This is a genomic window from Candidatus Pelagibacter bacterium nBUS_44 (genome assembly GCF_051200895.1).
In the GTDB taxonomy this organism is placed as follows: domain Bacteria; phylum Pseudomonadota; class Alphaproteobacteria; order Pelagibacterales; family Pelagibacteraceae; genus Pelagibacter.
Genome location: NZ_CP172838.1, coordinates 647,353 through 672,356 on the forward strand (window position 1 = coordinate 647,353; position 25,004 = coordinate 672,356).

24 protein-coding genes and 3 pseudogenes are annotated in these 25,004 nt (G+C 29.1%); 6 read left to right on the top strand and 21 right to left on the bottom strand.

The genetic code is table 11. The features are described from left to right. Positions 1-9: 9 nt before the first annotated feature. The 4 genes and pseudogenes from ACIJYB_RS03585 to ssb form a co-directional block, all read right to left on the bottom strand. Positions 10-570, bottom strand: coding sequence for a peptidylprolyl isomerase (locus ACIJYB_RS03585; RefSeq protein WP_435152411.1), 561 nt, complete (start codon positions 568-570; stop codon positions 10-12). After that, positions 563-1,057, bottom strand: a complete 495-nt coding sequence (coaD, locus tag ACIJYB_RS03590; RefSeq protein WP_435152413.1) for a pantetheine-phosphate adenylyltransferase — start codon at positions 1,055-1,057, stop codon at positions 563-565. The genes ACIJYB_RS03585 and coaD overlap by 8 nt, the downstream gene beginning before the upstream one ends. A gap of 4 nt (positions 1,058-1,061) precedes the next feature. Continuing rightward, positions 1,062-3,642, bottom strand: a pseudogene (gene gyrA, locus ACIJYB_RS03595) (DNA gyrase subunit A). 5 nt (positions 3,643-3,647) lie between these two features. Then, positions 3,648-4,097, bottom strand: a complete 450-nt coding sequence (ssb, locus tag ACIJYB_RS03600; protein ID WP_435152416.1) for a single-stranded DNA-binding protein — start codon at positions 4,095-4,097, stop codon at positions 3,648-3,650. 87 nt (positions 4,098-4,184) lie between these two features. Between ssb and uvrA the strand changes: the two are divergent. Together uvrA and ACIJYB_RS03610 are read left to right on the top strand one after the other, a co-directional pair. Further along, positions 4,185-7,036, top strand: a pseudogene (gene uvrA, locus ACIJYB_RS03605) (excinuclease ABC subunit UvrA). Between the two features lie 54 nt (positions 7,037-7,090). Next, the gene (locus ACIJYB_RS03610; RefSeq protein WP_435152419.1) at positions 7,091-7,693 is read left to right on the top strand and encodes a urate hydroxylase PuuD; all 603 of its coding nucleotides are present in this window, start codon (positions 7,091-7,093) and stop codon (positions 7,691-7,693) included. A gap of 4 nt (positions 7,694-7,697) precedes the next feature. Here ACIJYB_RS03610 and secF read toward each other — a convergent pair whose 3' ends face one another. From secF to ACIJYB_RS03675, 13 genes and pseudogenes are all read right to left on the bottom strand, one after another. Next, on the bottom strand, positions 7,698-8,591 hold the full coding sequence (gene secF / locus ACIJYB_RS03615) for a protein translocase subunit SecF (protein WP_435152422.1): 894 nt from the start codon (positions 8,589-8,591) through the stop codon (positions 7,698-7,700). After that, positions 8,591-10,144: a protein translocase subunit SecD gene (secD, locus tag ACIJYB_RS03620; RefSeq protein ID WP_435152425.1), complete on the bottom strand. Its 1,554-nt coding sequence runs from the start codon at positions 10,142-10,144 to the stop codon at positions 8,591-8,593. The genes secF and secD overlap by 1 nt, the downstream gene beginning before the upstream one ends. A gap of 15 nt (positions 10,145-10,159) precedes the next feature. Beyond that, the gene (gene yajC, locus ACIJYB_RS03625; protein ID WP_435087134.1) at positions 10,160-10,450 is read right to left on the bottom strand and encodes a preprotein translocase subunit YajC; all 291 of its coding nucleotides are present in this window, start codon (positions 10,448-10,450) and stop codon (positions 10,160-10,162) included. A 55-nt stretch (positions 10,451-10,505) separates the two neighbouring features. Further along, positions 10,506-11,761: pseudogene (gene serS, locus ACIJYB_RS03630) on the bottom strand (serine--tRNA ligase). Beyond that, entirely contained in the window at positions 11,754-12,524 is a 771-nt protein-coding gene (gene tatC, locus ACIJYB_RS03635; RefSeq protein WP_435084833.1) for a twin-arginine translocase subunit TatC, read from the bottom strand. Before tatC ends, serS begins: the two are co-directional and overlap by 8 nt. Beyond that, on the bottom strand, positions 12,517-12,732 hold the full coding sequence (tatB, locus tag ACIJYB_RS03640; RefSeq protein WP_435152427.1) for a Sec-independent protein translocase protein TatB: 216 nt from the start codon (positions 12,730-12,732) through the stop codon (positions 12,517-12,519). The genes tatC and tatB overlap by 8 nt, the downstream gene beginning before the upstream one ends. Before the next feature lie 5 nt (positions 12,733-12,737). Beyond that, the gene (tatA, locus tag ACIJYB_RS03645; RefSeq protein ID WP_435152429.1) at positions 12,738-12,938 is read right to left on the bottom strand and encodes a twin-arginine translocase TatA/TatE family subunit; all 201 of its coding nucleotides are present in this window, start codon (positions 12,936-12,938) and stop codon (positions 12,738-12,740) included. A 44-nt stretch (positions 12,939-12,982) separates the two neighbouring features. Then, positions 12,983-13,687 (bottom strand): SMC-Scp complex subunit ScpB, encoded by a 705-nt coding sequence (gene scpB, locus ACIJYB_RS03650; protein ID WP_435152432.1) that lies wholly within the window; start codon positions 13,685-13,687, stop codon positions 12,983-12,985. Beyond that, positions 13,680-14,423 carry a segregation and condensation protein A gene (locus ACIJYB_RS03655; protein WP_435152435.1) on the bottom strand — a complete coding sequence of 248 codons (744 nt, stop codon included), beginning with the start codon at positions 14,421-14,423 and terminating at the stop codon, positions 13,680-13,682. Before ACIJYB_RS03655 ends, scpB begins: the two co-directional genes overlap by 8 nt. A 9-nt stretch (positions 14,424-14,432) precedes the next feature. Then, complete coding sequence (locus tag ACIJYB_RS03660; RefSeq protein ID WP_435152437.1) at positions 14,433-15,383, bottom strand: glycoside hydrolase family 3 N-terminal domain-containing protein; 951 nt, start codon at positions 15,381-15,383, stop codon at positions 14,433-14,435. Further along, entirely contained in the window at positions 15,376-15,636 is a 261-nt protein-coding gene (locus tag ACIJYB_RS03665) for a hypothetical protein (RefSeq protein ID WP_435152439.1), read from the bottom strand. Before ACIJYB_RS03665 ends, ACIJYB_RS03660 begins: the two co-directional genes overlap by 8 nt. Next, positions 15,636-17,369 carry an arginine--tRNA ligase gene (gene argS, locus ACIJYB_RS03670; RefSeq protein WP_435152442.1) on the bottom strand — a complete coding sequence of 578 codons (1,734 nt, stop codon included), beginning with the start codon at positions 17,367-17,369 and terminating at the stop codon, positions 15,636-15,638. The genes ACIJYB_RS03665 and argS overlap by 1 nt, the downstream gene beginning before the upstream one ends. After that, positions 17,366-18,484, bottom strand: coding sequence for a deoxyguanosinetriphosphate triphosphohydrolase (locus tag ACIJYB_RS03675; RefSeq protein ID WP_435152445.1), 1,119 nt, complete (start codon positions 18,482-18,484; stop codon positions 17,366-17,368). The genes argS and ACIJYB_RS03675 overlap by 4 nt, the downstream gene beginning before the upstream one ends. A gap of 50 nt (positions 18,485-18,534) precedes the next feature. Here ACIJYB_RS03675 and ACIJYB_RS03680 point away from each other — a divergent pair, with 50 nt between their 5' ends. Both ACIJYB_RS03680 and xth read left to right on the top strand, forming a co-directional pair. Next, entirely contained in the window at positions 18,535-18,852 is a 318-nt protein-coding gene (locus ACIJYB_RS03680) for a HesB/IscA family protein (RefSeq protein WP_435084851.1), read from the top strand. Beyond that, the gene (xth, locus tag ACIJYB_RS03685) at positions 18,852-19,628 is read left to right on the top strand and encodes an exodeoxyribonuclease III (RefSeq protein ID WP_435152447.1); all 777 of its coding nucleotides are present in this window, start codon (positions 18,852-18,854) and stop codon (positions 19,626-19,628) included. The genes ACIJYB_RS03680 and xth overlap by 1 nt, the downstream gene beginning before the upstream one ends. Here xth and ACIJYB_RS03690 read toward each other — a convergent pair. Genes ACIJYB_RS03690 through ACIJYB_RS03705 form a run of 4 tightly spaced genes read right to left on the bottom strand, consistent with a single transcriptional unit; the run spans position 19,620 to position 22,593 of the window. Then, on the bottom strand, positions 19,620-20,618 hold the full coding sequence (locus ACIJYB_RS03690) for an Ldh family oxidoreductase (RefSeq protein WP_435152448.1): 999 nt from the start codon (positions 20,616-20,618) through the stop codon (positions 19,620-19,622). The two genes, xth and ACIJYB_RS03690, sit on opposite strands and share 9 nt — an antisense overlap. Beyond that, positions 20,619-21,017, bottom strand: a complete 399-nt coding sequence (locus ACIJYB_RS03695) for a Fur family transcriptional regulator (RefSeq protein WP_435152450.1) — start codon at positions 21,015-21,017, stop codon at positions 20,619-20,621. Between the two features lie 24 nt (positions 21,018-21,041). Further along, positions 21,042-21,845 carry a metal ABC transporter permease gene (locus ACIJYB_RS03700; RefSeq protein ID WP_435152453.1) on the bottom strand — a complete coding sequence of 268 codons (804 nt, stop codon included), beginning with the start codon at positions 21,843-21,845 and terminating at the stop codon, positions 21,042-21,044. Between the two features lies 1 nt (position 21,846). Continuing rightward, entirely contained in the window at positions 21,847-22,593 is a 747-nt protein-coding gene (locus ACIJYB_RS03705; RefSeq protein WP_435152456.1) for an ATP-binding cassette domain-containing protein, read from the bottom strand. 71 nt (positions 22,594-22,664) lie between these two features. On the opposite strand from ACIJYB_RS03705, the gene ACIJYB_RS03710 reads away from it, so the two are divergent. Beyond that, on the top strand, positions 22,665-23,705 hold the full coding sequence (locus ACIJYB_RS03710) for a zinc ABC transporter substrate-binding protein (protein ID WP_435152459.1): 1,041 nt from the start codon (positions 22,665-22,667) through the stop codon (positions 23,703-23,705). 288 nt (positions 23,706-23,993) lie between these two features. Next, positions 23,994-24,959: a hypothetical protein gene (locus ACIJYB_RS03715; protein ID WP_435152462.1), complete on the top strand. Its 966-nt coding sequence runs from the start codon at positions 23,994-23,996 to the stop codon at positions 24,957-24,959. Positions 24,960-25,004 lie beyond the last annotated feature (45 nt).

Genomic DNA, 25,004 nt, shown 5'->3' on the forward strand with positions numbered 1-25,004 from the left:
TTAAAGAAATTATTGAGAATTGAAACTGATAATTTTATCTGGATCTGATACTGATCCGTTGTTACTCTCATCTCCTCTTTTGATCTTATCAACAAATTCCATTCCTTCTAAAACTTTACCAAAAACAGTGTATTGTCTATCTAGAAAAGGTGATGGTTTAAAACATATAAAAAATTGACTGTTTGCACTATCAGGATCAGATGATCTTGCCATAGAGAGAGTGCCTCTATCATGTGGCACGTTACTAAATTCTTGTTTTAAATCTGGTAGATCTGAACCACCCATTCCAGCTCTTCGTAAATCAAAATCACCGGTTTCTGAATTACCAAATTTTACATCACCAGTTTGAGCCATAAATCCATCAATAACTCTATGGAATACAACATTATCGTATTTACCACTGTCAGCTAACTCTTTAATTCTTTTTACATGATTTGGAGCTAAATCTTCAAATAACTCAATTTTTACATCACCATCTTTTAGTTTTAAAATCATTATATTCTCCTGTGCTGTTAATTGATTAGTAAATAAAAAAAATAAAATAAATATATTTGTTAAAAATCTACTCATATTTATCTTTTAGAGATTTAATTGTACTTTTGGTAGTAAATTTTCTTATGTCGCCATTTAATTTAACAATTTCTTTTACAAATCGTGACGATATTATTTGATTTTCAACATCGGACATTAAAAAAATTGTTTCAATGTTATTGTTAAGTTTTCTATTCATACCAGCTAATTGAAATTCATACTCAAAGTCAGAAACAGCTCTTAAGCCCCTTAAAATTATGTTTGATTTATATTTTTTACAAAGGTCAGTTGTAAGAGAACTGAATGGAACAATTGATATTTTTTTTGGGTTTAATTTTAGATCTTTAAATAATGCTTTATTAACAATATCAATACGTTCATCAGAATTAAATAAGTAATTTTTATTACTTACATCAGATACTCCAACCACAATTTTATCAAATAACTTTAATGCTTTTTTAATAACATCAATATGACCATAAGTGATGGGATCAAATGTACCTGGATAAATAGCTGTCTTATTCATTTGATTAGATTAGATTATCATCGATTTTGATTGCGGATACTACTTTTTCTTCACCAGATAATTTTATAATTCTTACCCCTTGAGTATTTCTGCCCGCAGTTCTTATTTCTTTAACAGCAACTCTTATCACTCTTCCTTTGTTTGTTGAAATAAGTATTTCATCACCCTCAAAGACTGGGAATGACGAAGTTATGCTTCCATTTCTTGGTGAGTTAACTATACCAATTATACCCTTACCACCTCTATTAGTAACTCTGTAATCTGTGTGAAAAGTTTTTTTACCATAACCATTTTCACTTATTGATAGGACAAATTTTTCTTTAGTCTTAATTTTAGATTTTTCATCTTTAGATTGTTTGCCATTTTTTTTAGTTTTATCCTTATCAATGACAGATAAAGATACGATCTGATCATCTTTTGATAATTCTATTCCCTTAATTCCTTTTGATGATCTACCTTTAAAAACTCTTAATTTTTTTGCTTCAAATCTAATACATTTACCAAATTTTGTACTCAAAATTATGTCTTGATCATCTTGACAAATTTTAACACCAACAATTTTATCGTTATTGTCAAGTTTCATTGCTATTTTACCTGAAGCGTTAATTGATGAAAAATCTTCTAAACTATTTTTTCTAACCTTACCTTGTGCTGTAGCAAAAATTATTTGATAATTTTTTGATTCAGTTTCACTTTCAGGCATTGGCATTATTGAACTAATAGATTGGTGATTTTTAAGAGGTAAAATATTAAACAATGATTTACCTTTTGATGTTGTGGACCCTTCGGGAATTTTCCAAGCTTTAACTTTATAAACTAAACCCTCCGTTGAAAAGAATAGTACTGAGGTGTGAGTATTTACAGATAGTGTCTGTATAACAGAAGTCTTGATCTCTTGTTGTTATTCCGGATTTACCTCTTCCACCTCTTTTTTGCTTTTTAACACCATCTAACGATCCTCTTTTTATATAACCTTGTAAAGTAACAGTAATTATGACCGATTGTTTTTGAATTGTTTCTTCAATATCATAATTTAGCACAGCATCTATGATTTTTGTTCGTCTTGGCACAGCAAATTTTTCTTTAATATTTTTAAGCTCATCACTTATCACTTTTAAAAGTTCTTTTTTAGAAGATATAATTTTTTTGAATTTTGAAATTAATTCAGCAAGTTTTTTTATTTCCACCTCTATTTCATTAATTCCTAGAGCTGTTAATTTTTGCAATCTTAATTCTAAAATAGCTATAACTTGTGGTTCAGATAGTGAATAAAGATTTTTACTTTTTTTACCTTCAACTAAAGAAATTAATTTTTGAGTTCTGTTAATTTTCCATTTTGTTTTTAAAATAGATTGTTTTGCATCATCTGGTGTTTTTGATGAACGAATTATTTTTATTATTTTATCTAAATTTTCAACAGATACAGATAAACCTAATAGGATATGAGCTCTTTCTTCAGCTTTTTCAAGATCAAATTTAGTTTTTTTGATAACTACGTCTTCTCTAAAAGATAAAAAATTAGATAAAAAATCTTTTAAGTTACAATTTTTTGGTTTTCCCTCAACAATAGCAAGAGTGTTAAAACCAAAAGAGCTTTCTATTTGAGTATTTTTATAAAGTTGCCTTTTAATAGTTTCTGGCTCAACACCATTTCTTAGATCTATAGCTACTCTAATCCCTTCTCTATTAAACTCATCTCTAATATCTTTTATTCCTTCAATTTTTTTTTCTCTTACTAATTGAGCAATTCTCTCATTCAAAACTGATTTGTTAACTTGATAAGGAATAGATGTAATAACCAATCTATCTCTACCATTTTTTAATGACTCGGCAGACACCTCACCTCTAATCTTAAACGATCCTCTGCCATTGTTATAACCTTGCTTAATAATATCTTTACCAATAATTACTCCACCAGTTGGAAAATCTGGGCCAGGAATATGTTTCATTAGTTCTTTAATTTTTATATCTTTATTTTCAATTAAAGCTAAAGTTCCATCAATAATTTCACCTAAATTATGAGGAGGAATACTGGTTGCCATACCAACAGCTATACCACCTGCACCATTAACTAAAAGATTTGGATACTGTGCTGGTAAAACTGTGGGTTCTTTTTCAGTTTCATCGTAATTACTTTTGTAAGAAACTGTATTTTTCTCGATGTCATCTATTAAAAATTGTGAAACTTTTGAAAGTCTAGTTTCTGTATACCTCATCGCCGCAGCTGGGTCTCCATCAATAGACCCGAAGTTACCTTGCCCTTGTACTAATGGCAAACTCATAGAAAAATCTTGAACCATTCTAACTAAAGCATCATAAACAGATTGATCACCGTGTGGGTGGTATTTACCAATTACATCTCCGACTATTCTTGCTGATTTTCTAAACTGTTTAGACCAATCATAGCCACCTTTATACATTGCGTATAAAATTCTTCTGTGAACTGGTTTCAAACCGTCTCTTACATCAGGTAAAGCACGACTAACGATAACACTCATTGCATAAGATAAATATGATGAGCTCATCTCATCATGCATTGAGATTAATTTAATATTATTATCTTTAGGTGTTTCAGTTTTTTGCATAGGTATTAAAACGGAATTTCATCATCCATATCATTTGACACTTGAGATGAGTCCTCAATATTATTTTGTTGAGTAGTGTCATTTTGAATTCCACCGCCAGTATTTCCACCGCCAAGCATTGTAAGGGTAGAGTTATAACCTTGAAGAACAATTTCAGTAGAATACTTATCTTGTCCAGATTGTTCATCTTTCCACTTTCTTGTAGTTAGTTGACCTTCAACATAAATTTGGGCACCTTTTTTGAGGTATTGTTGAATTACATTTACTAACCCTTCGTTAAATACAACTATACGGTGCCATTCAGTTTTTTCTTTTTCACCTGTATTTTTGTCTTTCCAAGATTGACTTGTAGCTAGACTTAATCTTGCTACACTTTTTCCATTAACCATTTGTTTGATCTCTGGGTCTGCGCCCAAACGACCAATTAATAATACTTTATTTAAACTTCCAGCCATAATATTTATATTTGTTAAATTTATTAATTAGATTTATATCACAATTCTTGTGAATATTAATTTTATTAACTCAAAGCAACAAAAAATATGATTAAAAAGATAGTTATTAAGGGTGCCAAAGAACATAATTTAAAGAATGTTTCTGTTGAAATCCCAAAGGATCAGTTTGTTGTAATAACTGGCTTGTCAGGATCAGGAAAGTCTTCATTAGCCTTTGATACTATTTATGCAGAAGGTCAAAGAAGGTATGTCGAGAGTCTGTCAGCATACGCTAGACAGTTTTTAGACAAAATGAAAAAACCAAATGTTGATCTTATAGAAGGTTTAAGTCCTGCAATTGCAATTGAACAAAAGAATACATCAAAAAATCCAAGATCAACTGTTGCAACTGTCACAGAAATTTATGATTATATGAGAGTTCTTTTTGCAAGAGCAGGTATCCCCTACTCTCCATTTACTGGTAAAGCTATTACCTCACAAACAATAACACAAATTGTAGATTTAATTAAAAAATTACCAAAAAAATCTACAATATATATTTATGCTCCAGTAGTTAGAGGACGTAAAGGCGAATATAAAAAAGATATTTTAAGTTATAAACGAAGAGGTTTTAGAAAAATTAAAATAGACAATGTTTTATATGACATTGAAAAATCACCTAATTTAGATAAAAAACTCAAACATGATATCTCAGTTCTTGTTGACAGAATTGTTTTAAATTCGAAACTTGGTAATAGATTAGCTGAAAGTGTAGAGACAGCAGTCAATTTATCTAATGGGTTAATTTTTGTAGAATATGAAGACGAAACATTGCCTCAAAAATTCAGAAAAACTGAAAAATTAATATATTCAACTAAATTTGCTTGTCCGGAAAGTGGGTTTACCATAGAAGAAATTGAACCAAGACTTTTTTCTTTTAATAGTCCCTATGGAGCATGTGAGGAATGCGAAGGAATAGGAATTAAACTAAATGTAGACCCAAATTTAGTTATACCAGATGATAGAAAAAGTATAGCTGATGGTGCAATTGAACCTTGGGCAAAATCTACAACTTTATATTATGCACAAACATTAGCATCTATTGCAAAACATTATGGTTTTTCATTAGATGATAAATGGAAAAAACTACCAAAGAAAATTAAGGATGTAATTTTATATGGATCTGATGAAGATGAGATAAAATTTAATTATGATGACGGTTATGAAAAATATTCTCATAAAAAAACCTTTGAAGGAGTTATCAATAATCTTGAAAGAAGATTTTTAGAATCTGATAGTGAGTGGAAAAGAGAGGCTATTGCCGAATATCAATCAAACTCTGCGTGTGAAGGTTGCAACGGAGATAGACTTAAGGAAGAAGCTTTATGCGTTAAAATTGATAATCATAATATTAGTCAAGTTACAAAAAAATCAATTTTAGACTCAACTAAATGGTTCAAAGATTTAGAAAAAAATTTAGACAAAAGACAATTTAAAATAGCTGAACATGTATTAAAAGAAATCAATGAAAGACTAAACTTTCTTTTAAATGTTGGATTAGATTATTTGACTCTTTCAAGAGAGTCAGGGACTCTTTCTGGGGGTGAGGCACAAAGAATAAGGTTAGCTTCACAGATTGGATCGGGATTAACTGGAGTATTATATGTTCTTGATGAACCATCTATCGGCCTTCATCAAAAAGATAATGTAAAACTAATTAACGCACTAAAAAGACTTCGAGATTTAGGTAATACAGTTATTGTTGTTGAGCATGACACTGAAACTATGGAAAATGCAGATCACATTATTGATATGGGTCCAGAAGCAGGAACAAACGGTGGAGAAATAACGGCGCAGGGTACATATGATGAAATAAAAAAAAACAAAAATAGTATTACTGGCCAATACCTATCTAATAAAAAAATAATTGAAATTCCTACAACTCGTCGTTTAGCTAAAAATGGTAGGTTTGTTGAAATTAATGGAGCTAGTGGAAATAATCTTAATAATGTTAATCTTAAAATTCCAACAGGTAGTTTTACATGTATTACGGGAGTTTCAGGAAGCGGTAAATCCACATTGATATTGCAAACACTATATCATGCTTTAAATTTGACACTTAACAATAAAGCAAGAAAAGTTCCTAAAGCTTTTAAAAGTTATAAGGGGGTAGAATTAATAGATAAAATTATTGATATAGATCAATCTCCGATAGGAAGAACTCCAAGGTCAAATCCAGCTACTTACACAGGAGCTTTTGGGCCAATTAGAGATTGGTTCACAAGTTTACCTGAGTCTAAAACAAGAGGTTACAAACCAGGTAGATTTTCTTTCAACGTTAAAGGTGGAAGATGTGAGGCATGTGAAGGTGATGGCGTTATTACATATGAGATGCATTTTTTACCTGATGTTTATATTCAATGTGATGAGTGTAAAGGAACAAGATATAATAGAGAACTCTTGAAATTAAATTTAAGGATAAAAGCATTGCAGATGTTTTGGATATGTCCGTTGATGAAGGTTGTGAATATTTTGAAAATATATCTAATATTAAAACTAAACTTTTAACTCTTAAAAAGGTAGGCTTAGGCTATATAAAGATCGGTCAACAAGCGACAACTCTTTCAGGTGGTGAAGCTCAAAGGATAAAGCTTGCAAAAGAACTTTCTAAAAGATCTACCGGACGAACAATGTATATTCTTGATGAACCAACAACAGGGCTTCATCAACATGATATAAAAAAATTATTAGAAATACTTCATACCTTTGTTAAGCTGGGGAATACCGTTGTTGTTATTGAGCATAATTTGGATGTGATTAAAACAGCTGATTATATTGTTGATATGGGTCCTGAAGGTGGCGTAAAGGGTGGTAATATTATTGCGGAAGGTAAACCTGAAGATGTATGTAAGGTCGCAGGCAGTTATACAGGGCAATTTTTAAAACCTTTATTAAAATAAACCATTAAAAGACTGTTAAACTTTTTTTAATTTAGTGTATAAGTTATAAGAATCATGAGTAATTTATTATCATCATTATCAAAAACAATTCACGCTTCATTAGTATTAGCGATTTTATTGTTTTTAGGTTTATTTTATTTAAATGGTGGTTTTGCTTTCGATGATTTATTTTGGAGCTGGTTATTTAGATATATACATGTTGTTGTTGCAATAATGTGGATAGGACTACTTTGGTATTTTAACTTTGTTCAGATACCAAATATGAGTAAAATTCCGGACGAGCAAAAGCCAGCGATAGGTAAAGTTATAGCACCAGCAGCATTATTCTATTTTAGATGGGCTGCAGCATTTACAGTTTTATCAGGATTAATTTTAGCTTTATTTAATGGTTACCTTCATGATGCTATGACTTTAAGCATCGGTTCAGGAATTCCAAAACACACTGTAATTGGCATAGGAATGTGGCTTGGAGTTATTATGGCATTTAATGTTTGGTTTGTAATTTGGCCTAATCAAAAAAGAGCTTTAGGTATTGTTGATTGTGAGCCAGAATTAAAAGCAAAATCAGCAAAAACGGCAATGTTGTTTTCTAGAACAAATACATTACTTTCTTTGCCAATGCTACTTGCAATGGTTGCAGCACAAAACTTATATTAATTTTTTAATTATTATTATCGTCTTCTCTTAATACTGTTTTTTGTGACACTCTAAGTCTGACTAACACTGTATTAGCAATATAAATAGAAGAATAAGTTCCAAATACTACACCAAGGATCATAGCTAAAGAAAACCCTTTTAAAATTTCACCCCCAAAAAAATAAATGGCTAATAAAGCTAGTAATGTAGTTACTGAAGTTATTATTGTTCTTGATAAAGTTTCGTTAATTGAAATATTTGTTAATTCAAAAATCTTAATATCAGAATATTTTCTTAAATTTTCTCTCACTCGGTCAAAAATAACAACTGTATCGTTCATTGAATACCCTACTATGGTTAAAACTGCAGCAATTATAGATAAGTTAATTTCAAGACTAAATAAAGAAAACACTCCTAATGTAACTATAACATCATGAAATAAAGCTAAAATTGCACCTAAACTAAATTGCCATTCAAATCTAATCCAAATATAAAATAACATAATTGCTAATGACAGTGAGATAGCTATTACACCAGATTTTAATAATTCAGCACTAACTTTTGGACCAACATTTTCAACTCTTCTAAAATCAAAATTATTACCGAATGATTTTTCTAAGTTTGTTTTAATATCCTCAATTATATTCTTTTTATCATCCTTGTTCTCAAATTTTATAAGATAATCAGTATCATTTCCAAATTTTTTGACTGATATATCTCCTAAATTCATCTGATTAAATTTATCTCTTAAAGTAGTCACGTTTACTTTTGTGTCTGATGATCTCAATTCAATTAAAGTTCCACCTTTAAAATCAATACCAAAATTAAGACCTTTAAAAATTAATAAGATTAGTGATACAGTTATTAATAACGTTGAGACAATATTAAAGTGATTATAATATCTATTAAAAGCAATCATTAAATTAATTTCTCCTTATCTCTATTTCTGGATACATAAATACTGGTGAATAATCTTGCTATAAAATAAACTGAGAAAAGTGTTGTAAAAATTCCAATACCTAGAGTAACAGAAAAACCTTTTACAGGGCCCGAGCCCATAAAAAAAAGAATAATAGCTGCAAGTAAAGTGGTTATATTGGCATCAATTATAGCAGTTCTTGATTTAGTGTAGCCTGTATCAAAAGCTATAATATTATTTTTTTCATCTTTTAATTCTTCTTTGATTCTTTCAAAAATTAAAACATTTGCATCAACAGCCATACCTACAGTTAATATTATTCCTGCTATTCCAGGTAATGTTAGAGTTGCTTCAAATAAAGTTAAAATACCTAATAAAATAAATAAATTTATAATTAACGTAACATTAGTAATCAAACCAAAAACTTTGTATTTAACAAACATAAATAAAATGACTAAAAGAAAACCTATTGTTAAAGCTATCATCCCAGCATTTATTGAATCTTGACCTAAATCTGGACCAACAGTTCTCTCTTCAATAATATTTAATGGTGCTGGTAAAGCACCTGATCTAAGCAATAACGCTAAATCTGTTGCTGATTGAAAAGTAAATCCTCCACTTATTTGACCTGATCCACTGGCAATTGTATCTCTAACAACTGGAGCACTTATAATTTTACCATCCAAAACTATAGCAAGTTGTTTTCCGATACCAGTAGATGTTGCCTTGCCAAATCTTTTAGCTCCTACTCTATCAAGTGAAAATGAAACTATTGTTTGATTATTTTGGGTATCCATTTGAGGCTGTGCATCAAGAAGATTATCTCCACTTATTATAATTCGCTTACTTACAGTTGCTTCCTCAATTCCATTCTCGTATTTTAATTTCTCTACACCAAAGTTGTCATTTTCATTATTAGTAACAAATCTGAAAGTTAAATTAGCAGTTTTCCCCAAAAGCGATTTCACTCTCATTGGGTCATCTAAACCTGGTAACTCAACTAAAATTCGATTATTACCTCTTTTCAATATATTAGGTTCATTTGTACCAACTTCATCAATTCTTCTTCTGACAATTTCTATAGCTTGATCTTGAGATGAAGTTTTAAGGGCAATTAAACCTTGTTTTGAAAAACTCACTTTAAAGTTAAGGCTAGTCTCTTCAAGTACCAATTGATGTGATTTAAATCTTGGATAATAAGGGTTTATATCACTATCTTCATCAGCAAATGTATCAATTATTAATTGTTTGCTTTGATCATCGACATTAAAAAAAATATTTTGATCTTCAATTTTAATATTTCTAATTTTAATATTTTTGTCTTTAAAATAATTTTTAATAGTTGTGGTTAAATTTTGAAGCTTCTGTTCTACAACAGGAGCATTATCAATTTCTAATAATAGATATGAGCCACCTTGAAGATCTAATCCTAAATTAATCTTTTTATCAAAGAAACTATCGTCGACTTTAAATAAATTAGATGATGCAATTAAGATAAATAAAAGCGAAAAAATTGTAACAGATAAAATACGTAACTTAGAAAAATAAAGCACTTAATCTTAAATTAATTATTTTTTTACTTCTTGAGTAACGTTTAGTAGACCTTGGATACCAGTAGCTTTTACTATTTCAACCTTAACATTATCGGCAATCTCAACTTCAACTTTATCGTTGTCAATTAATCTCTCAACTGTTCCTGTTATTCCTCCAGAGGTAATAACTTTATCTCCTCTTTTTAAATTTTCGACCATTGCCTTATGTTCTTTAACTTTTTTTTGCTGAGGTCTTATTAAGAAAAAATAAAAAATAACAAAAATTAAAATTAACGGTATAAATTGTCCTATTCCTGAACCTTCCATAAATCTCCTTATAAATTAGCTGAATTATTATACTATCTTATTGATGAAAACAACTTTATTTCAATGAAATTAATTCCAAATTGTTCATATAAGGTCTTAGAACTTTTGGCACAACTATAGATCCATCTTTTTGCTGATAGTTTTCCAAAAGGGCTATCAAGGTTCTTCCAACTGCCAAACCACTACCATTTAATGTACCAACAAAAATTGTTTCTTTGTTTTCGTTTTTATATCTAGTTTTCATTCTTTGTGCTTGAAATGTTGCACATGAAGAACAAGAAGAAATCTCACGATATTTATTTTCAGATGGTAGCCATACTTCTATATCATAAGTCTTTTCAGCACTAAAACCCATATCACCAGAACATAAAATTACTTTTCTATATGGTAATTCTAATTTATCTAAAATATCAGTTGCGCAGTTAGTCATTCTTTCAAGTTCATCTAAACAGTTTTCTTTTTCAACAATACTGACCATTTCAACTTTATAAAATTGATGCTGCCTAATCATTCCTTTTGTGTCTTTTCCATAGCTGCCAGCTTCTTTTCTAAAACATGGAGTTGAAGCTACAAATCTCATTGGAAGTTTTTTTCGATCTAAAATTTTATCTTTAACCATATTGGTTAAAATCACTTCAGCAGTTGGAATTAGAAATTTTCTATCGGTACCTTCATCAAATTTAATTTCAAATTGATCATTTTCAAATTTAGGAAGTTGTCCAGTTCCATACATTGTATTGTCTGATGCAATTAAAGGAGGTGAAATTTCCTGATACTCGTTTTGATTAATATGTGTATCAAGCATAAAATTTGATAATGATCTTTCTAAAAGGGCTAATTTATCTTTAACAAAAACAAATCTTGAACCTGTAGTTTTTGTTGCAAGATCAAAATCAAGCATGTCTAAGTTCTCACCAAGCTCATAATGCGATTTTGGTGTAAAATCAAAATTTGGTAATTTGCCAGATTTAGACACTTCAATATTATCATTCTCATCCTTACCACTCGGAACATCAGGATGAGGAATGTTTGGAATATTTGATAAGAAGTTTTCTAATTCAATTTTAATTTTTTTTTGTTTATCAGATACTTTTTCCAATTCAGAAGAAATTTCTTTTGATTTTTTAAATAAACTTTCATCTTTAGATTTTGAAATATCTTTTTTTTTTCTAAAGCTTCTTTTTTTTGAATTAAATCTCTATTTTGTTCATCTAATTTTTGCAAATCATTGAAATCAACTTTTAAAAATCTTTTTTCAAGAGACTTTTCAAAATTAGAAAAATCTTTTCTTATTTCTTTTAAATTATGCATCAGAATCTTTTAAATTTTTGTTTTCTATAAATTTTACTGAAAATATTGATAATTCATATAAAATTAATAGTGGAATTGCTAAACCAATTTGAGTTATTGGATCAGGTGGCGTTAATAAAGCTGCTGCAGCAAAAATAATTACCACAACATATTTTCTTCTTTCTCTTAAAAACTGACTATCAACAATGCCCACTCTAGCTAATAAGCTAAGAACTACTGGTAATTGAAAACTAATACCAAATGCAAAAATTAATTTCATTACCAATGATAAATATTCATTAACTTTAGCTTCAAGTTGGATTGGTAAGTTAGTTGATAGACCGGTACTCTCAAAGGATAGAAAAAATTTAATCGCTAATGGCATAATTAAGTAATAAACCAACATGCCGCCAAGAAAAAAAAGGATAGGTGTTAAGATTAAATAAGGAACAATTGCTATTTTTTCATGTTTATAAAGACCAGGTGCAATAAATTTCCATATCTGCATTAGTATGAACGGGCAAGTAACAAAGAAAGCAGTAAAAAAAGACACTTTTAAATAAGTTAAAAAAGTTTCTTGAAGAGCTGTAAAAATTAATCTTCTTTCAGAACCATCATCTTTCACAGCTTTAGCGTAAGGATCAACTAAAAAACCATATATATGTTCTGCAAAAAAATAGCATCCAATAAAAAATATAAATAAAAATATAAAACTATGGATAAGTCTTTTTCTTAATTCTGTTAAGTGACTTACAAAGCCACCTTCATTTTCTTCATTATTCATCTAATTTATTTTCTTCTTTAATTTTATTATTTTTCTCATCTTCTATATCAATGTTAGAAACTTCGTTTTGGATTTCACTTACATATCTTTTAGCAGTGCCAATCCATGATCCTACTTTTTTTAACATTACGGGAAAATCTTTTGGTCCAAGAACTATTATCGCAATAGCTACAACAATTAAAATTTCAAACCAACCAATAGTAGGCATGTAATTTAATCTTTATTGTTTAAGTCTTTGTTTTCGTCAGAAATATTTTTTGGCTCTGTGTCATCAGTTATGTCTGATGCCATTCCTTTTTTGAAACTTTTTATACCTTTAGCAACATCACCCATTAAACTAGATATTTTTCCACGACCGAATAATAAAACCACTAATATTACTACTATTGCTATTTGCCAAATTCCTATGCTCATAAAAAACTTATAACCTTTTTATGATTGATTTAAAAGTGACTTTTTTATGAATCTTTTTCTTCTTCATCGAGGGTGCTATTTAACATTTCATCAATATTAGAATAGATATCCTCTTTTTTTTCATCTTGCTTTTCTTTAAAAAATTTACCGGAACCAAAAATTGCATTATCAACACTTGAGCTATCAATTAAGCCTGCAGCTCCTAATTCGTCTACAGTTGGAAGATCAGATAATTTTTGTAAATTAAAGTGACTTAAAAAGCCATCAGTTGTTAAATATTGAATTGGTTTACCTGGTACGTCTTTTCTTCCACCGGGTTTCACCCAATCTAATTCCATTAGTATCTCTAAAGTATTAGTACCAAATGCAACACCTCTTATTTCCTCAATCTCAGCTCTAGTCACAGGTTGATGGTAAACTATGATAGCTAAAGTTTCTACGGCGGCTCTTGATAATTTTTTCTCAACAGTTTTTTCTTGGGTCATTAAACTAGAAAGCTTAGGTGAAGTTCTAAAGGACCACTTATCTTTAATACAAACTAAATTAATACCTCGATTGGAATATTCTTGTTGTAATTTTTTTAGCGATTTAACAACATTTGTTTTTTTTGAGATTTTACTTTCTATAGTATCAACATCTAAAGGTTCTGCTGCTGCAAAAATTACTGCTTCTATTTGTTTTTCAAGATCTGTTAACTTAGATGGGAATTTAACCACATTATTTTTTAAAGCTTTTTCTTTTTTAATCATTTATTTCCTTAATATAAATATCATCAAATAAATTATCTTGTTTTATCGAAACATTACCCTCCTTAACCAATTCTAAAGAACCAGCAAAAATTCCAGCTTTACCTGTCCTTTTATATCTTGATCCACTTTTAAAATTTTTTGGAATTAAATCATCAATATTTTTCCAATCTATCAATTTACCAAGAAATTGTTTTATCGTTTTTATACCGTCTTCAGTGGTGAACACTGGTAATTTTGGTATGTTTATTCTTTGAAAATCTTTTGTCATAATTATTGTGGAATATGATTTAAGTAACTCAAATAAACTTAAATTATATTCCGAACTGTAAATAGATCTTATATTTCCTTTAATACCACGAGTTCTTATTTCTCTACCTAACCTTTTCCTTTTTAGCATTTGTTCAGATAGCAATCTTATAAGTTCTAATTTTTTAAGCTGTAATTTCAATTTATCTGCAACTTCTTGAACTTTAAATTCTTCTTCAGGAGTACCAGGTAATAATAATTTTGACTTAAGATAAGCTAACCATGTTGCCATCAATAAATATTCTGAAGCTATCTCTAAATTTAGATCTTTCTCTTTTGTGATATATTCGTGAAATTGATCTGCTAATTTGGTTATTGATATTTCTTCTAAATCAACTTTTTGTGCCTTAGCTAAATCCAATAGAACATCTAAAGGACCATTATAATTATTTACATCAACGTTAAATAAAACAGAATCAAACTCAGACATAGAAATATATTAGCTTAAAATTTTATAAAATTGTGATGTTTTTTTTGTTATAAAAGAACTTATCAAGGGTGAATTGTTAGCAACAATCTCCATTTCTTTAAAATTTCCATTGCAATGTAGTGCTAGATTACAACCTGCTTTAAAACATTTTATTGTATTAATTTCTATATTTTCTTTTAAGCTTTTCATAGAAAGGTCATCTGAAATTAAAATGTTCTTAAAACCAATTACTTTCCTAATGTAATTAATAATTTTTTTTGAGTGAGTTACTGTATTCGTCTTATCTAATTTTTCATATACAACGTGACCCGTCATAGCAAAAAAACTTTTTTTATTTTTAAAAGGATAAAAATCATTTTTATTAAGATATTTAGCTGATTTTTTAACGATTGGGGTAAAGTTGTGACTATCTACTTTGGCCAAACCATGACCAGGTATATGCTTAATGATAGTGCCAATAGAGTTTTCATGAAATAATTTTATGCATAAATCTCCCATTTTTGAGACTGTATTTTTATTTTTAGAGAAAGATCTGTTTCCAATTATATTGCTCGATCCTTGAACTCGAAGATCCAGAACTGGCACTGTGTTGATGTTTGCACCAATCAACTTTAATAAAAAAGCTGTTTTATCAACAAATAATTTATAGATAATATTTAATTTCATTTTATCTTTTTCAAATAAATTTCCAAAATATTCAGAAGTCAGATTATCAAATGAAATTATTCTATTTAATCTGTTAACTCTACCTCCTTCTTGATCAATTAATATAGGGTATTTTTTATCCTTAAAAATTTTTTTAATATTATCCGTAAGATTTTTGGTTTGTTGAATTGTGTTAATGTTTCTTGAAAATAATATTACACCCCAAGGTCTGTGTTTTTTTAAAAAAATTTTTTCTTTATTGGATAATTTGTATGATTTTAAACCAACAATGAAAGCTTTTCTATTCTTAATCATTTTCTAAAAGTTTCCAAAAATTAAACTTTTTTTTCTTTTTTTTATTAGTTTGTTTTACATATTCTATTATATCTTGAGTGTCATTTTCTAGAATTGGTAAATCTTTTGAATAAACTTTAATTTTTTCATCAATATTTTTGTAAGCGCGGTAGGATTTTTTAATATTTTCATCTGAAAAATAATATTTACCAGTAAAAAAAAGAAATAAAATTATTATGATTATAAAAATTAAATATTTAATTTCTTTTAACATTACATTTTTTCTGGAGTATCAACTCCAACAATATTCATGCCTGATCTGATAACGTTAGATATTGCTTTTAAAAAAACTAATTTATCTGGGGATATATTCTTTTGATCATTAATAAATCTTTTTTCTGGTTGTTGTTTACCTAAATTCCAATACGAATGAAATTCTGACGCTAGTTCATACAAATAAACTGGAATACGATGTGGTTCTAGTTTTGTGCTAGCAGCATCAATGCATTTTGGCCATTGAGATATCTTTTTTAATATCTTAATTTCATCTTTTGAATATTCAAATTTATAATTATCTATTTTAACTTCTGAATTTAAATCTTTACCAAGGTGTCTAAAGACCGATGAAATTCTTGCATAACAATACTGAACATAATAAAGCGGATTATCTTTAGATTTTTCTTTTACTGCATCAAAATCAAAATCTAGCTCAACATCACTACTTCTATTAAGCATTATAAATCTCGTAGCATCTTTGCCAACTTCCTTTACTAAATCGTCAACTGTTATGTAGTCACCTTTTCTTTTTGACATTTTAAAAGGTTTGTTGTCTTTGATTAGTTTTACAAGTTGGCTTATTTTACAAATTAATTTATTTTTTGTACCTGACAAAGCATCAACAGAAGAAGAAATTCTTTTAATATAACCAGCATGATCTGCTCCTAATATATTAATTAAATGATCAAAATTTCTATCAACTTTATTTTTATGATAAGCAACGTCACTTGCAAAATATGTCCATGTACCGTCAGATTTTTGTAAGGCTCTATCTTTATCATCCCCAAAATCTGTTGATTTAAATAATAACTGCTCTCTCTCAACCCAATTCTTAGTATCTTCACTTGCTGGAGCTTTTATTTTGCCTTTATATACGTACTTACCGGCTTCTAAAAATTTGATCACATTTTCAACTTCATTGTTTAATACAATACTTTTCTCACTAACAAAATTATCATGCTTAATTCCTAAACTTTTTAAATTTTTCTTAATTAAAAATAATGCTTGCTCTAAGGATAACACAGTTAATTTATCTACAATTTCATCATAATTCTCAAAGTTAATATCTGAATTGGATGAAACAATATTCTTAGCAAAATCAACCAAGTAATCACCAGGATATAAATCTGGATTATCACCAGGAAAAGGTTCTTTAAATTTAACTTCACGAATTCTAAAATAAACTGATTTTGTATAGTTTATAATTTGGTTGCCATAATCATTAACATAATATTCTTTAGTAACTTTATGTTTATTAAAAATTAATATATTAGAGATTACATCACCTAATATGGCACCACGACAATGACCAACGTGTAATGGCCCTGTTGGGTTAGCCGAAACAAACTCCACTAAATAATTAAGCTTTTTTTCTTTTTCATTGACGCCAAAGTTTTTTGCATTAGTGATAATTTCTTGAATAAAATTTGTCCAAAACAAAGGTTTAAACTTAATATTAATAAATCCTGGTTTCACAATTGTAATATTTTCAATTAGTGGGTCTTTATCTTTAATAAAAAGAGATATTTGTTCAGCTAAGTCAATTGGCGATTTTTTATTTAATTTTGAAAGAACCATTGCAACATTAGTTGAAATATCACAATCAAATTGTTCAGGTGGAATTTCTGCATTAATTCCATTAAAAGTTTCTGGGATAACTAATTCCCCTTGTTTATTTAGATCAATTAAGATTGATTTAATTTTGTCTATGTATGACTCAAAAATATTCATTTATAATTGTTATATAAGTTAATAGCATAACGATCTGTCATACCTGAAATAAAATCTGAAATAGCTCTAAATTTATCTATAGTCAATTGATCTTTTGAAAGAAATTTTCTAGGATTTGATTTGATTATATTAAATAACTTTTTAACAATCACTTTACCTCTTTGATTTTTCCTTAGAACTGATTTATTATTATACATTTTAGTTCTTAAAAAAAATCTAATTTCTTTTTCTGAATTCTGCAATTTGTCTGAAAAACTAACTACTAATTGATCTACTTTAGCAACATCTTTTACAGATTTAATTTTAAACACTTTTAAATTTTTTTGTGTGTTAACTAATAAATCCCTGATCATTAAATCAATTGAGTCTCTAATTATTTGATAAGTGGCTATTTTATAATTTTTTTTATTAATCTTATTTTTATACTTAAAATAAATTGATTTAAAAAAGTCTATTTCAACGAGCTCTTCTAATTTAAACAAATTAGCTTTAATTCCATCTTGTATGTCATGATTATTGTATGCAATATCATCTGAAATTGCTGAAATTTGAGCTTCTAAAGATGCGTAAGTGTTAAAATTAATTTTTCCCTTAAAAGTTTTCAAACCAATCAAACTATTTACCAAGGCTGTATCTTCAACAGGACCATTATGTTTTAATAGTCCTTCTAAGGTCTCAACAGATAAATTAAGGCCTTTAAATTTAAAATACTTATTCTCTAAGAACATAACTATTCTTAATGTTTGAAGATTATGATCAAAACCACCATAATTTCTCATACATTCATTTAAAGCGTCTTCACCAGCATGTCCAAAAGGTGTGTGGCCTAAATCGTGAGCGAGACTTAATGTTTCGGCTAAATCTTCATTTAAGTTTAGATATTTTGCAATAGATCTAGCTATTTGTGCAACCTCAATAGAATGAGTAATTCTTGTTCTAAAATGATCTCCTTCTGTATTCACAAATACTTGAGTTTTATGTTTCAATCTTCTAAACGATGCACTGTGAATAATTCTATCTCTGTCTCTTTGAAAAGGTGATCGATACTTTGATGTGGGTTCTTTACTAAGTCTACCCTTACTTTTAAATACGCCTAACAAAGTGTGTTTTTTCATCCTTTAATTTAAATAATTAAGTATTATATTAGTAATATCAGTGTTCAGACATGATTAAAGAAATTAAATTTACAGATAATGCTTTAAAACAGATAGCAAATTTATTGTCTAAAAAAGACGTAGGTTCTTTTTTTAGAATCGCTATTAAAGGTGGTGGTTGTTCAGGATTTCAATATGAATTCACATTTGATAAATCTAAAAATGACGATGATTTCAATTATGAAAATATATTAATTGATAAAACATCAGCAGACCTATTAAAAGGCTCTGAAGTTGATTATGTATCTGAACTTATAGGTGAGTCTTTTAAAATTTCTAATCCACAAACCAAATCTTCTTGTGGTTGTGGTGTCTCATTCTCTCTTTAATGATTATTTCATCCTGGAACGTTAATTCAGTTAGAGCAAGAATAGATAATATCAAAAATTATTTACTAAAATACAAACCTGACGTTTTAATGATGCAAGAAATTAAAACTGAAGATGTTAATTTTCCCTATGATGATTTTGCATCTATGGATTATGAAAGTCATGTTTTTGGTCAGAAAAGCTATAATGGTGTTGCTATTATATCTAAAGCTAAATTAGAAAATGTCAGAACTGATTTAATTAAAGATAAACTAAAACAATCAAGAATAATTTCTGCAGAGATTAAATATAAGAAAAAAGTTATCCAGTTAATAAATATTTATACTCCTAATGGAAACCCTGTTGACACTGAAAAATATGATTATAAAAAAAATTGGATGGATCAATTAATTAAACAATTAAAAACTTTATCAAAAAAAAACTCTAACATAATTCTTGCTGGTGACTTTAATGTCATTCCTGCTGCTGAAGACGTTTATAATGTTAAAAGCTTTGAAGATGATGCACTATATAGACTTGAAATAAGAAAAAAATTTAGAGAGATGTTAAATCTAGGTTTTAATGATGTTTACAGACATTTTAACGAAGATAAAGAAGGCTATACATTTTGGGATTATATGAGAGGTGCATGGCAAAAAAATAACGGTATGAGAATTGATCATTTCTTAGTTTCAAACTCTATAATCGATAATGTAAAAGATATTAATATTAATAAAGATCCCCGTGGAAGAGAAAAACCCTCGGATCACACGCCTATTGAAATTAAACTAGCTTAGAGACTTTATTTTATTAACCAAATCCTCATTGATATTTCTAGGACCTGTATCCTGTCTATTTTTATGTCTTCTTTCACCAGGCAATCTAACATCACCCATTGATTTCATTTTTTCAAAAAATTCTTCAGCATGTTTTTGCCAAGTTGATCCAGCTGTTTTATCAGGACAAATAGCTAAAATAAATTCACCACCACTAGGTGGTCCACCATCATTATTATCTTTAGCAGCCGTCTCGTAACTAAAATTATCTCCAACTAAAGCACCCGCAAGTAATTCAACCATCATTGCTATTGCAGACCCTTTATATCCACCAAAAGGTAATAATACACCTCCGTCTGCTATTTCACCTGGATCTGTTGTTTCTTTGCCATCTTTAGTTAAGCCTGTACCAAGTGGAACTTTATGACCTTCTCTTTTTGCAACTTGTACTTCACCCATCGCCATTGAGGCAGTGGCCATATCGTAGACAACAGGAGTTTTTCCTGGTCTAGGCCATGCAAATGAAATTGGGTTAGTACCAAATAAAGGTTTGATTGCACCAGCAGGAGCAACAGCAGGCTTGTATGATGTACAAGCAAAAGCAACCAAGCCATCTTCTGCTAACTTTTCAGTTTCAGGCCACATAGCAGCCATATGATGTGAATTATTTATAGCTAAAACAGCGACCCCATTTTCTTTTGCAGCTTTAGATAATTCAGGCAAACCTTTACTTAAAACAACTGGTGCTAAGCAATTATTACCTTGAACTTTAATTACAGATGAAGAAACTTTATTTATTTCAGGTTTCCCTTTACCGTTGATCTTTCCACTTTTGAGACCACTGACATAAGCAGGCAATCTAAACAAGCCATGAGATACAGAACCATCTCTTTCAGCATTCCTAATTAGATTTGATAAAATAGATGCTGTTTCATCATCGCATCCATTAGCTAATAGTGTTTTTTTAGCTAAATCAAAAATCTCATCTAAAGATAAAGGAATATTGCTCATTTATTTAGTCTTACAATTTTTGCATAAACCAAAAAATTCTAAATTATACTTGTTGTATTTCATTTCAGAGTCATCTGTAAAGTTTGACAAATATTTTGAAAGTTTTGAATTGCTTATTTCAGAAACATTTTCACAATTTTCGCAAATTGAGAAAGCTGTTGCTTTAGAAATTTGACAATTTGAATTTTGACAAGCTATAAAGGCATTTCTACTTTCAACCTTATGGATCTTTCCAATTTCTACCAATTTATCTAAAGCTCTATAAACTTGCAATGGAGCTTTAATTCCTTTTTTTTGAACATTAAATAAAATAGAATAAGCTTTCATCGGCTCACCAGATTTATCAATTATATCAAAAATAATTTTTTGGTTTTTAGAAAGATTATGTTCTTTTTGCATATACAAATTCTTATCAATTAGTTGTTAATTTTTCAATTTAATCGATTGTTTAATATTAAGTAAAGACAATATAAATAAAACTAAAGCAGCCATAATTATTGAAGGTCCAGATGACGTGTTAAATTCTAATGAAGAAAATAAACCCAATATTACTGATAAAAGACCACCAATAACTGAATATAAAACCATTTTCTTTGGACTGTCTGAAATGTTTCTTGCCATTGCAGCGGGTATAATTAACATTCCAGTGATTAACAATAATCCAACCATTTTAATTGATATAGCAATAACTGCTGCCATCAAAATTGTAAATATAGCTTTAGATCTATCAGGATTTAACCCCTCTGCTTCTGCTAGTTCATAATTTACCGTAGATGCGAACAGAGGTTTCCAGATCAATTTAAGTACAAATAAAATTAATGCTCCACCAGTCCATATAATAATTAAGTCATTAGTTGTTACGGCTAATATGTCTCCAAATAAAAGACCCATTATGTCGAAACGAATAAAAGTTAAAAAACCAATTACAACTAATCCAACAGCTAAAGAAGAATGTGCCAAAAGACCTAACAAAGCGTCTCCAGGTAGATTAGTTTTTTTCTGAAGTTGAATTAATATCAATGCAACTACAGATGAAATTATGAATACTGATAACGCAATATTAAGCTCAAACGAATAAGCTATTGTAACACCTAATAAGGCTGAATGAGATAATGTATCGCCAAAATAAGACAATCTTCTCCATACTACAAAACAACCTAGTGGTCCCGTTACTATCGCAACTCCTATTCCGGCCATTAAAGCTCTTATAAAAAAATCATCTAACATGTTAATTTTTCTTTATTCGACCCTCGTCTGAATGAACATGATCATGCTTGTGTTCATAAACAGTTAGAATTTGAGAGGCTTGTTCACCAAACAAAGTTTTGTACTCATTATTTTTAGCAACATCCATTGGTGTACCTGAACAACATACATGGCCATTTAAGCAAACAACATGATCAGTTGCTGTCATAACAGTATGCAAATCATGAGAAATTAATAAAATTCCACAATTTAAAGTATCTGAAATTTTTTTGATCAATTCATATAACGCAATCTCTCCAGTATAATCAACACCTTGAACTGGTTCATCCAGAACTAATAATTCTGGTTTTTTAGAAATTGCTCTTGCTATCAAAACTCTTTGAAATTCTCCACCTGATAAATTTCCTAAATTTTCATTTTTAAGATGAGTAACTCCAGTAAGGGTAAGAGCTTCTTCTATTGCTTCATCTTTAATATCTTCAGTTAAAAGCATAAAATCATACACTCTTAGTGGTAAAGTCCAATCTATTGAAATTTTCTGAGGAACATAACCAACTTTGTTTGTGAATTTTTCAACACTTCCCTCAATATTTTTATAAATACCTAGTGCAATTTTTGCTGTAGTACTTTTGCCAGATCCATTTGGACCAATTAAAGTAACAATCTTTCCCTTCTCAACTTTTAATGAAACACCTTCCACTAACCATTTATTATTTTGTTTAAAACCAACTTTATTTAGTTCTACTAATATATTTTTATCTGAGTTCATTTATATCTTGACTTGTAAATGTTATATTATTACATACTGTTATATTATAACAACTAATTAAATTACTTATTATGAAAAATATCAAAAAATTACCTTTAATATTATCAATTTTATCAATGTTAACATTATTTATATCAGCTAATGCTGAAATAAAAGTAGTTACATCAATTAAACCTATCCATTCTTTAGCAAGTTATCTTATGGATGGAATTGGAAAACCAGGTTTAATTGTAGATGGTAACGCGTCTCCTCACTCTTTTTCCATGAAACCATCTCATGCAAAGATGTTGCAGAACGCAGATATTGTATTCTGGGTTGGTGAAGGTATGGAAAATTTTCTAAAAAAACCATTAAGCTCAATAGCTAAAAAAGCTGAAAAAATTGAATTAATGGAGGTTAAAGGATTGAATATATTAAAGTTTAGAGAAAGAAATATTTTTGAAGAACATAATCATGATGACCATGACGATCACGCTAAAAAAGAAGATGCTCACGACGATCACGACCATGATGACCATGACGATCACGCTAAAAAAGAAGATGCTCACGACGATCACGACCATGATGACCACGCTAAAAAAGAAGATGATCACGAAGGTCATGCACACGGAGAATATGACTCACACATTTGGTTAGATCCAATCAATGCTAAAGTAATCTTAAATGAAATGGCCGAACATTTGATCGAAAATGATGCTGAAAATGCATCTAAATATAAAAATAATTTGAAAAAAGCACTTAAAGAAATTGATACTCTTACAATCCAAGTAATGACAGAATTAAACAAAAGTGTGTCATCTATAGTTTTTCATGATGCATATCAATATTTTGAACAAAGATTTAATGTGAATATTCTTGGTGCGTTTACTGTTAATCCTGATGTAATGCCTGGTGCCGAACAATTAGCAGAAATCAGAGAAATTATTGAACATGATAAAGTTGCTTGCGTGTTCTCTGAACCTCAATTTAATCCTAACATCATCAGCGCCGTAGCTAAAGATATGAAGATAAAAACAGGTGTTTTGGATCCATTAGGTGCAACTTTAGATCCAGGTAAAAATTTATATTTTAATTTAATTAAAAATATGTCTTTGTCATTTAAAGATTGTTAAGTCAGTAGTTTTGTAATTATACTAAAATACAACTTATATTTGTAAATTTTAAGTAGACAAATTTAAAGGATAATATATTTAAGAGGAATCATCTATTCTTATAAAAATTTCTAAATTCTTACTGTGGACTTATGTTTTTTTTATTATAAAAAACAATAAATCAACTCCTTACAAAAAAAGATAATAAATTTAGCTATAGATAAATTCCCTCACACCTATTAAATCGTCATCAAGAATAAGAATCGTTCGAAACGGAAAACAATAAAGTAAACAAAAAATAGGAAAAAAATGGAACTGACAACAATATATACGATCGTCGGCTTTGCATTAGCGGGATATAGCGTTATTGCAAATGATTCAATACAAACGCTAGGTACTTTTATAGCATCTAAACAAAAATGGTTTAAATGGTACACTCTTGCTAGTTCAGCATCTTTTGTAATGGCTATAGCTATTACTTGGGGATGGTACTCTTATGATGGTGACATATCATACGGCAGGCTTAACAGAATACCATTTCAAGAAATTCAATGGTACCACGCTGTAGCACCAGCTATTCTTTTAGTATTAACAAGAATTGGGATACCCGTATCTACAACTTTCTTAGTATTATCGGCTTTTGCATCTACTGTAGTGTTAGAGAAAATGTTAATGAAAAGCGTTGTTGGTTATGGCTTAGCAGCTGTAGTTGCTTACTTAGCTTGGATAGTAGTTTCAAAGTTTATCAATGAAAAATTTGATGAAGTACAGGATAAATGGATAGGATTTTGGAGAAACTCTGTATGGGTAACTTCAGGTTGGTTATGGTGGGTTTGGTTATCTCACGATGTAGCTAATATAGCTGTTTATCTTCCAAGACAATTAGATGTCACTTTATTATTAATTGTTCTAGCGTACTTTACAGCTTTATTGTTCTACATATTTTATATTCATGGCGGACCAATACAAAAAGTTGTTTTAGATAAAACTGGAACAAGATATGCAAGATCGGCAACAATAATAAATGTTATCTATGCTGCTGTACTATACTACTTTAAAGAACTTAATGACCTTCCAATGTCTACAACATGGGTATTTGTAGGGTTATTATGTGGTAGAGAACTTGCAATATCTACAATGAATAAAGAGTACAAATTTAAATACGTTTTTCCATTAATTGGAAAAGACTTCATTAAAATGATTTTTGGATTAAGTGTATCTGTTGGAATAGTTCTTGCAATTCACTACATCATTATTCCAAATAATTGGTTTTAAATAAATCGCATTATGGTCGTGTTAGAAATATCTAATACGACCATA